The sequence below is a fragment of the Mycoplasma marinum genome (assembly GCF_004335975.1).
Taxonomy (GTDB): Bacteria; Bacillota_I; Bacilli_A; order Mycoplasmatales; family Metamycoplasmataceae; genus Mycoplasma_K; species Mycoplasma_K marinum.
In genome coordinates this window covers 60107-75041 of record NZ_PSZO01000001.1, presented here as the reverse complement: position 1 = coordinate 75041, position 14935 = coordinate 60107, and the positions used below count along the sequence as shown (strand labels likewise).

Annotated in this window: 16 protein-coding genes and 7 tRNA genes; 22 read left to right on the top strand and 1 reads right to left on the bottom strand. The window is 32.4% G+C overall.

The features are described 5' to 3' along the window. Positions 1 to 5: 5 nt before the first annotated feature. Positions 6 to 227, top strand: a complete 222-nt coding sequence (locus C4B24_RS00355) for a Smr/MutS family protein (protein WP_131598247.1) — start codon at positions 6 to 8, stop codon at positions 225 to 227. 447 nt (positions 228 to 674) lie between these two features. On the opposite strand, the gene C4B24_RS00350 is transcribed toward C4B24_RS00355, so the two are convergent. Then, positions 675 to 1442, bottom strand: a complete 768-nt coding sequence (locus tag C4B24_RS00350) for a potassium channel family protein (RefSeq protein ID WP_131598246.1) — start codon at positions 1440 to 1442, stop codon at positions 675 to 677. 84 nt (positions 1443 to 1526) lie between these two features. On the opposite strand from C4B24_RS00350, the gene C4B24_RS00345 reads away from it, so the two are divergent. The 21 genes from C4B24_RS00345 (at position 1527) to C4B24_RS00245 (ending at position 14902) form a co-directional block, all read left to right on the top strand. Continuing rightward, on the top strand, positions 1527 to 3137 hold the full coding sequence (locus C4B24_RS00345) for a TrkH family potassium uptake protein (RefSeq protein ID WP_131598245.1): 1611 nt from the start codon (positions 1527 to 1529) through the stop codon (positions 3135 to 3137). A 151-nt stretch (positions 3138 to 3288) separates the two neighbouring features. Continuing rightward, positions 3289 to 3363: transfer RNA gene (locus C4B24_RS00340), tRNA-Asn, on the top strand. Positions 3364 to 3365: 2 nt separating this feature from the next. Further along, positions 3366 to 3441: transfer RNA gene (locus tag C4B24_RS00335), tRNA-Glu, on the top strand. Positions 3442 to 3445: 4 nt separating this feature from the next. Further along, a tRNA-Val gene (locus C4B24_RS00330) sits at positions 3446 to 3521 on the top strand. 3 nt (positions 3522 to 3524) lie between these two features. Next, positions 3525 to 3600, top strand: a tRNA-Thr gene (locus tag C4B24_RS00325). A 3-nt stretch (positions 3601 to 3603) separates the two neighbouring features. Continuing rightward, positions 3604 to 3679 (top strand) — tRNA-Lys (locus tag C4B24_RS00320). Between the two features lie 37 nt (positions 3680 to 3716). Continuing rightward, positions 3717 to 3801, top strand: a tRNA-Leu gene (locus tag C4B24_RS00315). A 76-nt stretch (positions 3802 to 3877) separates the two neighbouring features. Next, positions 3878 to 3953, top strand: a tRNA-Val gene (locus C4B24_RS00310). Positions 3954 to 4185: 232 nt separating this feature from the next. Further along, on the top strand, positions 4186 to 5199 hold the full coding sequence (gene rpsB, locus C4B24_RS00305; RefSeq protein WP_168388298.1) for a 30S ribosomal protein S2: 1014 nt from the start codon (positions 4186 to 4188) through the stop codon (positions 5197 to 5199). A gap of 9 nt (positions 5200 to 5208) precedes the next feature. Further along, positions 5209 to 6081, top strand: a complete 873-nt coding sequence (gene tsf, locus C4B24_RS00300) for a translation elongation factor Ts (RefSeq protein ID WP_131598244.1) — start codon at positions 5209 to 5211, stop codon at positions 6079 to 6081. A gap of 124 nt (positions 6082 to 6205) precedes the next feature. Then, the gene (glyA, locus tag C4B24_RS00295) at positions 6206 to 7453 is read left to right on the top strand and encodes a serine hydroxymethyltransferase (protein ID WP_131598243.1); all 1248 of its coding nucleotides are present in this window, start codon (positions 6206 to 6208) and stop codon (positions 7451 to 7453) included. 162 nt (positions 7454 to 7615) lie between these two features. Continuing rightward, the gene (locus C4B24_RS00290) at positions 7616 to 8071 is read left to right on the top strand and encodes a hypothetical protein (protein ID WP_131598242.1); all 456 of its coding nucleotides are present in this window, start codon (positions 7616 to 7618) and stop codon (positions 8069 to 8071) included. Beyond that, positions 8064 to 8831, top strand: coding sequence for a F0F1 ATP synthase subunit A (locus C4B24_RS00285; RefSeq protein WP_131598241.1), 768 nt, complete (start codon positions 8064 to 8066; stop codon positions 8829 to 8831). The genes C4B24_RS00290 and C4B24_RS00285 overlap by 8 nt, the downstream gene beginning before the upstream one ends. A gap of 56 nt (positions 8832 to 8887) precedes the next feature. Beyond that, the gene (atpE, locus tag C4B24_RS05190; RefSeq protein WP_131598240.1) at positions 8888 to 9184 is read left to right on the top strand and encodes an ATP synthase F0 subunit C; all 297 of its coding nucleotides are present in this window, start codon (positions 8888 to 8890) and stop codon (positions 9182 to 9184) included. 10 nt (positions 9185 to 9194) lie between these two features. Continuing rightward, the gene (atpF, locus tag C4B24_RS00275; RefSeq protein WP_131598239.1) at positions 9195 to 9740 is read left to right on the top strand and encodes a F0F1 ATP synthase subunit B; all 546 of its coding nucleotides are present in this window, start codon (positions 9195 to 9197) and stop codon (positions 9738 to 9740) included. After that, positions 9740 to 10282 carry a F0F1 ATP synthase subunit delta gene (locus C4B24_RS00270; protein ID WP_131598238.1) on the top strand — a complete coding sequence of 181 codons (543 nt, stop codon included), beginning with the start codon at positions 9740 to 9742 and terminating at the stop codon, positions 10280 to 10282. The genes atpF and C4B24_RS00270 overlap by 1 nt, the downstream gene beginning before the upstream one ends. Position 10283: 1 nt before the next feature. After that, a complete protein-coding gene (gene atpA, locus C4B24_RS00265; protein ID WP_131598237.1) occupies positions 10284 to 12014 on the top strand; it encodes a F0F1 ATP synthase subunit alpha in 1731 nt (576 codons plus the stop codon). Beyond that, positions 12014 to 12862: an ATP synthase F1 subunit gamma gene (gene atpG / locus C4B24_RS00260; protein WP_131598236.1), complete on the top strand. Its 849-nt coding sequence runs from the start codon at positions 12014 to 12016 to the stop codon at positions 12860 to 12862. The genes atpA and atpG overlap by 1 nt, the downstream gene beginning before the upstream one ends. 14 nt (positions 12863 to 12876) lie before the next feature. Then, a complete protein-coding gene (gene atpD, locus C4B24_RS00255; protein ID WP_131598235.1) occupies positions 12877 to 14271 on the top strand; it encodes a F0F1 ATP synthase subunit beta in 1395 nt (464 codons plus the stop codon). A gap of 14 nt (positions 14272 to 14285) precedes the next feature. Then, complete coding sequence (gene atpC, locus C4B24_RS00250) at positions 14286 to 14699, top strand: ATP synthase F1 subunit epsilon (RefSeq protein WP_131598234.1); 414 nt, start codon at positions 14286 to 14288, stop codon at positions 14697 to 14699. After that, positions 14699 to 14902 (top strand): DUF1146 family protein, encoded by a 204-nt coding sequence (locus C4B24_RS00245; protein ID WP_131598233.1) that lies wholly within the window; start codon positions 14699 to 14701, stop codon positions 14900 to 14902. The genes atpC and C4B24_RS00245 overlap by 1 nt, the downstream gene beginning before the upstream one ends. Positions 14903 to 14935 lie beyond the last annotated feature (33 nt).

Here is a 14935-nt window from a genome sequence, read left to right as displayed (position 1 = left end):
AATTTATGAGAAAATTAGATTTACATGGATTAACAGAAAGCGAAGCTATTGGTAAGATTCAAATGGCTCTTTATTCTTTTGAACAAAATTATGACGATGAAATTGAAATCATTACTGGGTTTGGCAGCGGTAGATTAAAAGCTGTATTGGAGGACGAACTTTATAGATCGGGTTTTAGATGACACCATAGAAATGGAAATAAAGGTTCTTATATAATAACTAAATAAGAAAAGTTATTATTAAAAATTACATATTAAATTTATAACACTAAATTCTATTAGTGTTTTTTTAATGCTGCCTTTCTTATATTGGGATTTGCATATAATTTAATATACTTTTCGGCATTAAAACTAGTGCATTCTAATTTCAAATTTTACTAAGTGTATAACTAAGTAAATATTTATACAAGGAATTTTGTTATTTTATTCATATTTAAATATTATGTTCCTTAATTGAAGTGAGGTGTGATACTTTTTATTTTAATCCAACTAATGCATCGAAGGCTAATTTATTATGTTTTGTAAGAATGAATGAAAAATTACTAATAAAAATACCACCTTGTTTTGAATGATGTTTAATTTAATGAATATATTTAACATAAGTATTTTTGTTATAAAAAAAGAATGCATTTAAAAAACGCTAGCATATGCTAACGAATTTGTAAATTACAAAGCTTATTTTTCTTTAAGTGTAGATTTTTTTTCAGTTTTTTCTGCAGTTGCTTTTTTTGTTTTTTTGTATTTTGAAATCTTAATTTCTGTTGTACCTTTAAATCCGTTGGCTTCTTCAAATACTTTAGTAATATTATGAATTTTACCAATTATAGTTAATTTATCATTTTCTTTAAGCATTAAACTACCATGAGGAAGTATAACTTTAGAATTTCTATTAATTGAAACAATAGATACACCCATTTTTACAAAGTTCATATTTTTAAGTGCGCGTTCAAATCAACCTGCATTTTTAATTATTGTTGTACCGATTGCATAACCATCACCAACCTCTTGAAGCCCTTCTGCATATTTAATGAAAGAAGAATTTGTTGCGATTATAGCTGTACGTATACCTGATTCAGCTTCTGGTCTAACAATAATGTCTACACCAATTTGTCTTAAAACACGTTCATGTCTAATTGATCTTGCTTTTGCAATAACGTGCTTAACTCCAATTTCTAATAATGCAGCAATAATTTCTATATTATTTGAAACTCCTACAATAACTGTTTCAAATGTTTCAAGACCCAATCCTTTTAGTCCTTCAATGTCTGCACCATCAGCAATCGCTACAGAGTTGGCGATTCTAGACACTTGTGTTAGATTTTTTTCATCATTATCAATTGCCATAACATATCTATTCATGCTTACTAATTGTTCAACAACCGAAGTTCCAAAACGCCCTGTACCAATAACGGCAATATCTTTAGTATTTCCTTTTTTAGCCATTTTTCATCTCCTTATTTAAATGTGATGTTAAATATTTATTAATTATATTATAGGTGATATTTATTTTTTTACTATAATTTATATATGCTTTTTAAAAATAAAAACAAAAACACTAAAAAAACAAATAGTAAAAATTTGTCTCAAAAGTCATATGATGGACAATGATTTAAAAAATTGATATATAGAATAAAAAGTTTATCAATCCTTAAACATATATTGATATTTTATTTATTTATTACATTTATTGGTTCTGCTGTATTAATGCTTCCATTTTCACATAAGGTTCCAATTAAATATATTGATGCACTATTTACATCTGCTTCTGCCTTTTCAGATACAGGTCTTGTTACGATGCAAACTTCTACAACATGAACTATATTTGGCCAAGCTACAATATCCATCTTAATTTTATTTGGTGGTATTGGATGATTTGCACTTAAAATATTTTTCTTCAATATATTATTTGGAAAACCAATATCACTTACATCTCGTACAGCTCTTTCTGCTGAAAGGGGTAACGTTAGGATTGGTGAGACAAGACAATTAATTAAAGTTTCAGTTATCGCTATTTTTACAATGATGACAATAGCTGGATTGATATTATCTATATATTTCTACTTTTCAAATACTTTTTGAGTTGGTGGGCCAGGTGCTAATATGGGTATGAATCCACATGGGAATTGAGACCTTTCAATAAGATATGGTGTTTTCCATTCAATATCGGCAATTAATAATGCTGGATTTGATATTATGGGTGGCCATTCAATTGCACCTTACTTTTCAGATTACTTTGTTCAAATAATATTTATCGTCTTATTTGTTTTTGGTGGAATTGGTTATCCTGTTATATATGATGTATGACAATTCTTTAAATATAAAAGAGAGGGTAAAAAATTCAAATTCTCTTTATTTACAAAGATATCTTGTATTACTTACTTCTTAATATCTATTATCGGTATTGCAATAACTTTTGGGATAGAAACTACGGCTAAATCCACAGTGAACAATCCTTCATTTTGGAGTTCCACTGAATTATTATTTGATGGTCAGGGAATAGGTGAAGGTCAAGTTATGACAACAAGTAATAAAACTATGGCTCTAATATTTAATACATTATCTACACGTAATGCTGGATTTGGAACAATTAATTTACATCACTTTACTTCAGCAACATTAGTTGTCCACTCAGTTATGATGTTTATTGGTTCTGCACCTTCTTCAACGGCTGGTGGTATTAGAACAACTACTTTCGCGATTGTTGTAATTGGGTTTTGAACAAAAATACGTGGAAAATCATCTGCACGTGTATTTAAAAGAAGACTTAATAGAGACACAGTATGGAATGCATATGTTGTAACCACAATATCTGTATTTTTAGTAATTGTAGCCACATTAATAGCTACAACATCATTTAACACCCATGGTGGGCATATTAAATTTGGTGCTAATTATGATAATCAAAGAACGCCTAGTTATGATTTTATAGATTTATTCTTTGAAGTTTCTTCTGCCTTCGGTACTACTGGTCTTTCGACTGGACTTACTTCACAATTAAACAACGCAACAAAAATATTATTAGTTATTATAATGTTTATTGGTCAATTAGGTGTTTCTTCAACAATATTTGCTTTTGGTTCTAAGAAACAAAGATCAAGACACTATAAATATGTAGAAGAAGATGTAACTATTGGATAAAAATACTCCTGCTTCGCTTGAGTATTTTTATTTTTAACGCTCTTTAAACCTTATTAAATGGGACTTTTCGATAAATTTATGAAAAAAAATAAAATAATTGGTGCAAGTTGCATTTTTTCACTTATAATAATTAAGCACATTCATCAATGTTGCCGATTTAGCTCAGTGGTAGAGCAGCTGGCTGTTAACCAGTTGGTCACAAGTTCAAATCTTGTAATCGGCGCCAATGGCCCGTTGGTGAAGCGGTTAACACACATGGTTTTCATCCATGCATTCACGGGTTCGAGTCCCGTACGGGTCACCATTTTGGAACGTTAGCTCAGTTGGGAGAGCATCGCCCTTACAAGGCGAGGGTCGTGGGTTCGAGCCCCTCACGTTCCACCATATGCTGGTTTAGCTCAGCTGGTAGAGCAACGGTCTTGTAAACCGTAGGTCGTAGGTTCGACTCCTATAACCAGCACCATACGCGCCCTTAGCTCAGTTGGTAGAGCAAATGGCTTTTAACCATTGGGTCAGAAGTTCGAATCTTCTAGGGCGTACCATATGTCTAATTAACGACACCAAATTAACCTAAACCCTGCGCGGGTGGCGGAATTGGCAGACGCGCTAGTTTTAGGCACTAGTACTTTACAGTGTGAGGGTTCAAGTCCCTCTCCGCGCACCATATCATCCCAATAAAGGATGTTTTTTTTATTCTTTTTTATTATTGAGTTATGTTAAATAGTGTATAATATTTAAGCGGAATGTTAGCTCAGTTGGGAGAGCATCGCCCTTACAAGGCGAGGGTCGTGGGTTCGAGCCCCTCACGTTCCACCATATCATCCATACGGATGTTTTTTTATGCCATTTTCTTATTTTAGGGTAAAAATATTCAAAAATTTAATTAGTCTAAAATTTGCATTTAATGAAGAAATATGGTAAAATTTATAAGAATTATTCCTCATTGGAAAATTCATCAATCACCACAGAGGATTCGCTAGGGTGTGCTTGAGAAAAGTGCTTAGCGTTAGAATCTATGGGCAGAACAACAAACATTAAGGAGACAAATATGTCAGAAAACGTACAAAAAGAAGCAAAAAAAGAAATTGTTTCTAAACAAAAACTTCTTGAAGCTGGAACATACTTCGGTCACAGAACAGCTCAATGAAACCCAAAAATGAAACCTTATATCCATATGGCTAAAAAAGGTACTCATATTATTGATATTCAACAAACACAAAGAACTTTAGAATTTGCTTACCAAATTATTAGCAAATTTGCATCAAGAGATGCATCATTTATCTTTGTTGGTACAAGAAAACAATCTAAAAAAGCAGTTAAAGAAAATGCTTTAAGAGTTAGACAATCATATGTATCAGAAAGATGATTAGGTGGTATCTTAACTAATAATAGAACAATCTTCCAAAGAGTTAGAAGAATGCAAGAACTTGAAAGATTACAAGAAGCTGGTTACGTAGGTTACACTAAAAAAGAAGGTGTATTATTTACTAAAGAATTAGAAAAATTACAAAGAAACTTAAACGGTATTAGAAACATGAAAGGTAGACCTCACGTTATGATCGTGGTTGACCCTCAACATGACCTAAATGCTGTTAAAGAAGCAAGAAGATTAGGAATGAAAATTGTTGGTATAACAGATACTAACTGTGATCCTTCATTAGTTGACATCGCTATCCCCGCAAACGATGATTCAGCAAAATCAATCACACTTATTCTTACAATTTTAGCAGATGCTATTGCTTCAGCTAAAGGTGGAACAGAATTATTTGCATTTAAATCAGATGAAGAAATTGTTTTACCAGAAGAACCAAGAAAAGAAAGAACTTTCAATAGAGGTCCAAGAAGATTCAATGATAATAGAAGACCTTTCAATAGAAATGAAAGAACAAACACAAGAAGAGAAGAACCTAAAAAAGAAGAAGTTAAAAAAGAAGTTAAAGAAGAATCAAAAGACTTATCATCACATACAGTTGCAGAATTAAGAGAAATGGCAAAAGCTAAAAAACTTAAAGGTTACTCAACACTAAAAAAAGCAGAGCTTATTGAAGCTTTGAAAGCGTAAGGAGATAAAATGGCAGTTACAGCACTACAAGTTAAAGAACTTAGACAAAGAACTGGAGCAGGAATCTTAGATTCTAAAAAAGCTCTTGAAGCTACAGATGGTGACATCGATAAAGCTATTGAATGATTACAAGAAAGAGGAGCAGCTAAAGCAGCAAAAAAAGCTAATAGAATTTCTGCTGAAGGTCTTGTATCAACAGCACAAAATGATCAAGCAGCAGTTATGATTGAAATTAATTCAGAAACTGATTTTGTTTCAAAAAATGCTCAATTCCAAAAATTAGTTAAGGAAATTGCTGAAGGTTTACTTTCAATTGATTTCTCAAGCGATGCAGAAGCAGCTAAAGCAGTTATCAACGGTAAAACTGTTGAAGAATTATGTATGGAAGCTACAACTACAATCGGTGAGAAAATTTCATTCCGTAGAGCAACTAGAATTATTAAATTAGAAAATCAATTCGTAGGAGCTTATACACATGCTAACGGACAAATTGCTTCATTAGTTACTATTGAAGGTGGAAATGCAGAAGCAGCTAAAAATGTTTCAATGCATGTCGCAGCTATGAATCCAGAATTCCTTGATGCATCTTCAATGCCTCAAGAAAAAATTGAAGCATTTAAAGCTGAAATCATGGATGAACTTAAAGATGTTCAAAAACCTGAAAATATTAAGGAAAAAATGGCTGAAGGAAAACTAAGAAAAGTTCTTTCTGACTTAACATTAGTTGACCAAGAATTCGTAATGGAAAAAATGCCAGTTTCTAAATATCTTAAAGGGCAAAATGCAACAGCATTAGCTATGACTAGATTCCAAGTTGGTGAAGGAATTGAAAAGCAAGAATCTGATTTTGCAGCAGAAGTTGCAGCTCAAATGAGTGCTTAATTAATTCAAAAAAAATAACTTTTCAAAGAGGTTATTTTTTTATTGCCTTTTTTTAAATAAGTATTTGTAATTTACCTTTATAATTTAATTAAATACTTTTAAAAAGTAATATTTAGGAGAAAAAATGTATAAAAAAATAGAATTAGAAGATAAAGTAATACAAGAGGCTATTAATAATGAATTTAAAAGGCAACAAAATCATATTGAATTAATTGCCTCTGAAAATTATGTTTCGGATGATGTTATGAAAGCTACTGGATCAGTATTAACAAATAAATATGCAGAAGGTTATCCAGGTAAAAGATACTATGATGGAACAGAATTTGTTGATATAGTAGAAAATGCTGCAATTGAAAGAATTAAAAAATTATTCAATGTTGGATTTGCCAATGTTCAACCACATTCAGGTTCATCTGCTAATGCTGCTGCAATTGCCGCTTTAATTAAACCAGGAGATACTATTTTAGGTATGTCTCTTGATGCTGGTGGACACTTAACACATGGTTACAAAATTAATTTCTCTGGTAATTTTTATAATCCAGTATCATATGGTGTAGATGATAATGGTCTTATTGATTATGATGAAGTTTTAAGAATTGCTAAAGAAACAAAACCTGATTTAATTATTTGTGGTGCTTCTGCCTATTCAAGAACTATTGACTTTTCAAAATTTAAGGAAATAGCTGATGCGGTTGGTGCGAAATTAATGGCTGATGTTGCTCATATTGCTGGTCTTATAGTTGCTGGATTGCATCCATCACCTGTTGAATATGCTGATGTTATAACATCTACTACTCATAAAACATTACGTGGTGCAAGAGGTGGGTTAATAATTACAAATGATCCAAAAGTTGCAAAGAGTATAAATAGATGAATTTTTCCAGGATATCAAGGGGGACCATTATTGCATTCCATTGCTGGAAAAGCAATTGCTTTTGGAGAAGCGCTTAAACCTTCTTTCAAAAAATATCAAGAACAAATTATTAAAAATGCTGATGCATTTGCCAATAGATTTATTGAATTAGGCGCTCCAGTTGTTTCTGGTGGAACAGACACTCATTTATTCACTGTTGATGTAAAAAAAGGTTACGGAATTACTGGTAAAGATGCCTCTAATATACTTCAAGGACTTGGTATAACAATCAATAAAAATACGGTCCCAAACGATACTGAATCTCCATTTGTAACATCAGGGATTAGACTAGGGACTCCCGCAATGACTTCAAGGGGTTTAAAAGAAAAAGATTTTGTTGAAATCACTGATATTATTCACTCAGCATTAAAAGACTCAAATGATCAAAAAATAATGGAATCGCTTAAAAAAAGAGTTGAAAAACTAATTAATGATTTTCCTATAGTAACTAAATATTAGTTTCTATTTTTTTTATGCTAATTTTCTTTTCCAAATAATGCAAAAAGGAGTAAAATTATATTGGGTATTACAAAGTAATATAAATTAAGTTAAAACTTTGGGTTAATCCCAAGTGTTTTTGTTTAATTAAAAATGACTTCCTAAATATACCCGGAGGTATAAGTGCTAAAAGATTCTTTAATGAGAAAAATACTAATCACTTTAGCGATTATCAGTTCAATATTGATAATTGTTTTTGGTGTAATTGCTATTTGGAACTGGACTCTTTTAATTGGATTTGTAATAGGGGTTTTTGCTTCTTTTATATCATTCATGTTTAATGCCTTCTCAGCAAAAAAAATGCTTTCTAAAAAGCGTAGCAAAAAAATAGCATCTCTATTTGGAGTTGCTAGAATAACATTTCAAATGACTTGATACGTCATATGTGTATTAGCTATCATTGCAATTGATAGTTCTACACAAGGTTATGGATTTGGACAAGGTGGAATTAAATCTCTACTCAGTCCAGTTCATTTCATAACATTTATAGTGGGAATTAGTATGGTGGCTATAAGTATATTTGTTGTTCACATCCCTAGTTTCTTTAAAAAGAAACAAAAGGAGAGTGAAAATGGATAAAATAGCTAAAAACATTGGAAAATGATGACAACCACAACTTGTTTCACTAATTTTGGTAACTATTATTCTTATAGTTATCGCAATAATCATTTATAGCAAAGTAAAGAAAACACAAACAAACAAAGCACCAAAAGGTGTCGCATTTGTTGCAGAACAATATGTAATGGGAGTTGACAACTTATTCAAATCTGTTACCGGAGAAAACAAGCTACAACCTGTAGCACCTTACATCTTCACACTATTAACATTTTTAATGGTAGGTAACTTATTTGGACTAATAGGTTTAGAACCACCTACAACATCTTATTCAGTACCCCTAACACTTGGTATGGTTACTTGAATAGGAATATATGTTGTTGGTATTATGTATCAGAAACACAGATTCTTCAAGAAATTTTTAAATCCTCTTGAAATAATCGGACAGTTTACACCACTTATTTCAATCTCTTTCCGTTTATTCGGAAATATGATTGGTGGGTCAACTATTATGTTTCTTGTATATCACCTAACAGGGGCAATGTGATCACACATTCCTTATTTAGGTGAGGTCAATCTATTGGGTTCACTAATAGCACCACCTCTACATTTCTACTTTGATGTTTTTGACGGAATTATACAAGGATTTGTTTTCACTCTTCTTACTACAGTGTATTGATCACTAGAAACAGTAGAGAATGATGAACAACGTCCAGTAGTTAAAGATGAAAAAGTTATCGCATTTGCTAAACAAAAAGGAAAGCTAAAAACACAAACAAATTAAAATTGCTTACAAACAATTAATATATAAATAAAATATAAATTTAAAGGAGAAATATTATGATAGAACTTATCACACAAAACGCAAGTATTGTTAAAAATGCTAGCACAAATATATCTACAGGTACAGGACTTGCTTATGGACTAGTTGCTGTTGGTGCAGGACTTGCAATGGTTGGTGCAGCTGGTGCTGGTGCTGGTCAAGGTATTGCCGCTGGTAGAGCCGCTGAAGCTGTTGGTAGAAACCCAGAAGCAGAAGCAAAAATCCGTACAATGATGATTGTTGGTTCAGCTATCGCTGAATCTGCAGCTATCTACGCGCTAATCATTTCAATTCTTTTAATCTTCGTTTACTAATTACTAAAAAATGAACAAGATTACATCTTTAGTGGAACAACGTGCAAATTTATCTGAAGATTTAAATGATAAATTTAGTGCTTTATTTCCATCATGAGTAACAATCGTTGCTACTGTATTAGCATTTACCATTCTTCTTATAGTTCTTACACTCTTAGTGTGAAAACCTGTTAAGAAAATGGTTGCTGATAGACAAGCATACATTCAAAATAATATCGATGCAGCTGATGCTCAAAAAGTTGAAGCTACAAATGATAGAGAAAAAGCTAATCAAGAATTAGTTGAAGCAAGAGTTGAGTCTGCAAAAATAGTCTCAGATGCTAAAATTGCTGCGGAACTTAAAAAATCTGCAATTAACGAAAGTGCAAAATTAGAATCTAAAAAAATTCTAGCTGATGCTAAGCAAGAAATTGAAGCAGAAAAAGTTAGATTAGAACGTGAAACTAAACAAGAAATAGTTGAAGTTGCTCTAGCTGCTGCTGCAAAAATAGTTGAAAAAGAAGTTGATAGCAAAGTTAATAGAAAACTTGTTAACGACTTTATTAAACAGGCATAATGCAAGAATACATTAACGGATATTCATTAGCATTACTTGATATAGCAAAAGAAGAAAAGAAACTTAGCGAATACAAAGAACAATCAACAATTATCGTTGATGTGTTAACAAAGAATTCAGGATATGTTGAAATCCTTAGTTCATATAATATTGAAACTAAGAAAAAACTGGACTTAGCCAAAGAAACTTTCGGCGGTAAATTAGAACAGTCTTTAGAAAATTTCATTTTACTTTTAGTAGAAAGAAAGAAGACAAAATATATCATACCTTCACTCAAAAAAATGATTTCATTTATTAATGATATTAATGACATTCATGAAGGAATTGTATATTCTGTAAAAAAATTAACTGCAAAACAAATTAAGGGTATTGAAGAAACTTCTTCAAAAACACTTGGGTTTGCTGTTACATTAACTAACAAAATTGATATTGAATTAATTTCTGGTATCAAGGTAGTAGTAGAAGATCAAGTTCTTGATAATTCTGTAACTACAAAAATAAATAAACTAAGACAACAATTATTAGAAGGGCAGGTACAATAATATGGCCTTAAAAGCAAGCGACATTAGTGCTGTTATTAAGTCACAGATCAAGTCATACGGATCTAAAGTTGAAACTGCAGAAATTGGAACAGTAATTTCTGTAGGTGATGGTATTGCTCTAGTATCAGGTCTTGATAAAGCAATGCTAGGAGAACTTTTAGAGTTTGAAGGCGGAGTTTATGCAATGGCACTTAATCTAGAAGAAGATGCAGTCGGAGCCGTACTTATGGGTTCAGACCAAAATATTAAAGAAGGTGACACTGTTAAAAGAACTGGGAAAGTTATCTCAATTCCAACAGGGGATCAATTACTTGGACGTGTAGTTAATGCACTTGGACAAGCGCAAGATGGTGGAAAAACTATCGAGAAGAAAAATCAAAGGGAAATTTTTAGAATTGCTCCAGGGGTTATGTCTCGTGAAGAAGTTAACCAACCATTAGAAACAGGTATTGTTGCAATTGACTCAATGATTCCTATTGGTAAAGGACAACGTGAATTAATCATCGGGGATAGACAAACTGGTAAAACAGCTATTGCTCTTGATGCGATTATTAACCAAAAAGGTAAGAATGTAAATTGTGTTTATGTTGCTATTGGACAAAAAAATTCAACAGTTGCACAAATAGTTGAAAAACTTAAAGCTTCAGGAGCGTTAGAGTATACAACAATTGTTACTGCAACTGCTTCAGAATTAGCACCTTTACAATATATTGCTCCTTACTCAGGAGTTACAATTGCCGAAGAATGAATGGAACAAGGGAAAGATGTCTTAGTAGTATATGATGACTTATCTAAACATGCTGTTGCATATAGAACATTATCACTACTACTTAGAAGACCACCTGGACGTGAAGCTTATCCTGGTGATGTATTCTACTTACACTCTCAATTATTAGAGCGTGCAGCTAGAGTTAATAAGGAATATGGTGGTGGTTCAATTACTGCTTTACCAATTATTGAAACACAAGCAGGTGATATCTCAGCTTATATACCTACAAATGTTATTTCAATTACAGATGGTCAAATATTTACAATGTCTGACTTATTCAACTCAGGGCAAAGACCTGCTGTGGATCCTGGATTTTCAGTTTCTCGTGTTGGTTCAACAGCTCAAATTAAAGCTATGAAACAAGTATCTGGTACTTTAAAATTAGAATTAGCTCAATATAATGAAATGGCAGCTTTTGCTCAATTCGGTTCAGACCTTGACGAGTCAACAAGAGCTATTTTAAATCATGGTGGACGTGTATTAGAAATACTAAAACAAGGGCAATATGCTCCAATTGATCAAATTGATCAATCAATTATTCTTTTAGCAGTTAAAGAAAGATTAGTAAATCCTATTCCTGCAAAAGAAATTATCAGATTTAAAGAAGAACTTATTAGTTTCTTTAATGTAGATAAAGACGCTAAAGCTTTAAAATCTGTTTTAGCAGAAACAAAAACTTACGATGACCTATTACAAGACAACATTAAATATATTATTCATGAATTTGTTAAAAAATTCATTACAACAATAACAAACTACAACGAAAAAGAAAACGATAAATTACCAGAAGTTGCAAAACCAGGTAAATATAAAGCTCCAGCCAAAAAAGCTCCAGCCAAAAAAGCTGCCGCAAAAAAAGCTCCAGCCAAAAAAGCTGCCGCAAAAAAAGCTAAAGCTAAAAAACCCGCAACAAAAAAAGTTACTAAAGCAACAAAAAAGAAAACAACTACTAAGAAGAAATAATGGCTTCATTACAAGAAACAAAAAGTAGACTCCAATCAATTGGGACTACTAAAAAGATCACAAAAGCAATGCAACTTGTTGCAACTGCTAAATTAAGAAAAGCTAAAAGTAACTTAGAGTCAATTCAAGAATATTACACTGCAGTATATGAAACATTTCAAAAACTATTGAACAGTGTTTCAGATGTTAAAAAATTATTTCCACAAAATGCAGAGGAATCAACTTTATATATAGTTATCACATCAGATTTAGGTCTTTGTGGTGGTTATAACTCAAACGTGCTTAAAATGTTAAAAGCAGATTGAAAAAAATCTGATAAAGTAATTATTTTAGGTAATAAAGGTATTTCTCATTTAAAAGCAATTGGTAAACAAGCTTTTAAAGAATATTCATCAGTTGGTGATGAACCAAATTATGACTATGCATCAGGTGTTGGGCAAGAAGCAATTGCTCAATTCTTATCAGGGAAAATAAATAAAGTTAAGTTAATTCACACTAAATTTATTAACTCAGTAACATTCGAAGCAAAAACAACTCAATTACTACCAATTGAGAAACCAGAAGGAGTAGAAAATTCTTCAAACGGAATTAGTGCCGTTACAGAATTCGAACCATCACCAGAAGTTGTTTTGAAAAAATCAATTCCTCTATATGTTTCAGCTATGATTTTTGGTTCAATGGTTGAATCAAAAGTTTCTGAAATGTCTTCGCGTAGAACAGCAATGGAAAACGCAACAGATAATGCAAATGAACTTATTAAAAAATTAGATCTTGAATACAATAGAGCTAGACAAGCAGCAATTACACAGGAAATTTCTGAAATTGTTGGTGGATCTGAAGCTCAATAATTAAAGGAGACATTATGAAAAATATAAAAAATACAGGTAAAGTGGTTCAAGTACTTGGACCCGTAATCGATGTTAGATTTGATAATGATAAATTACCAAATCTTCTTAATGCTCTAGTAATTGTTAAAGGTAAAGAAAAATTCGTTGTTGAAGTAGCACAACATATTGGTGATGATACAGTACGTACAATCGCTATGGGTGCAACTACAGGTCTTGTTAGAGGGTTAGAAGTTAAAGATACAGGTGCTCCAATTTCAGTTCCTGTTGGTAAAGAGGTATTAGGGCGTATGTTCAACGTTCTTGGTGAACCAATTGATGAAATAGAAGCTCCTAAAGATGCTATAATTTCACCAATTCACCGTCAGGCTCCTTCATATGAAGAGCAAAGAACTTCTGCTGAAGTATTAGAAACAGGTATCAAGGTTGTTGACCTTCTTGTTCCTTATGCAAAAGGTGGAAAAATTGGTCTATTTGGTGGTGCTGGTGTTGGTAAAACAGTTCTTGTTCAAGAACTTATCAATAACATTGCTACACAACATGGTGGACTTTCAGTATTTGCAGGTGTTGGTGAGAGAACACGTGAAGGTAATGATCTTTATTACGAAATGAAAGCTGCTGGTGTTTTAAATAAAACAGCGCTTGTCTTTGGACAAATGAACGAACCTCCCGGGGCACGTATGCGTGTTGCTTTAACAGGTTTAACAATGGCGGAATATTTCCGTGATGAATTCGGGCAAGATGTTTTACTATTTGTTGATAACATCTTTAGATTTACACAAGCTGGTTCAGAAGTTTCAGCCTTACTTGGTCGTATGCCTTCTGCTGTTGGTTACCAACCAACACTAGCAACAGAAATGGGTGCTCTTCAAGAACGTATAACTTCAACTAAGAAAGGGTCAATTACTTCAGTTCAGGCTGTTTATGTTCCTGCTGATGACCTTACAGATCCAGCTCCTGCTACAACATTTACTCACCTAGATGCTAAAACAGTTCTAGATCGTAATATTGCCGCTCTTGGTATTTATCCAGCGGTTGATCCTTTAAATTCAGCATCAAGAATGTTAGATCCTGAAGTTGTTGGTCAAGAGCACTATGATACTGCTCGTTCAGTTCAACAAATTCTACAAAGATTTAAAGAATTGCAAGATATTATTGCTATTCTAGGTATGGATGAATTATCAGAGGAAGATAAAAAAGTTGTTGCTCGTGCTAGACGTGTGCGTAACTTCTTATCTCAACCTTTCTTCGTTGCAGAGAAATTCTCTGGACTTGAAGGTAAATTCGTTAAACCTTCTGATACAATTAGAGGATTTAAAGAAATTATTGAAGGTAAACATGATGAACTTCCAGAATCAGCATTCCTATATGTTGGTTCAATAGAAGAAGCAATTGCGAAAGCTAAAAAATAATAAAGGGGTATTAAATGGCAGATAAAAACAGAACACATCTTAAGATAATTACTCCTGAAGGTATTTTCTATAATCAACCAGTATCAATAGTCACTGTTAAAACAACAGAAGGATATATTGGTTTACAACCAGGAAGAATTCCAATTGTAGGTTCGATAGAAATTTCACCTTTAATCATCGGAACAAAAGGGCAGGACAATTATATGGATTGTGCTATTGCCGGTGGGCTGCTATACGCAGATAAAACTTCAGTTACTATTATTACTGATGCAGTTGAGGAAAAAGCGAAAATTGACCTTAAACGTGCTGAAAGTGAAAAAGAAAAAGCTGAACAAGCTCTTAAATCTCAAAAAGACGCTGCAGAAGTTATGAAATTAAAATTGTCACTTCAAAAGGCAATTAATAGAATTAGTGTTGGTAGGTCATAATGCTACCTGCATGAGTTCAAATATTAATTTATTTAATCTCAACTTTCTTAGTTGGTTTTATACTAATTGTAGTTGATTGAACAAAAGTCGTTAGAAAGACTCATAAGTCTTTTGGACTAGCTTTATATTTAGTTGTATCTATTGCACTTGGATATGGCGTAGGAAGTCTATTCGTCACTATGCTAAACTTAGCGATGAGTTAGAATTAAAGCAATAAACAATGACTTTAAAAGTCT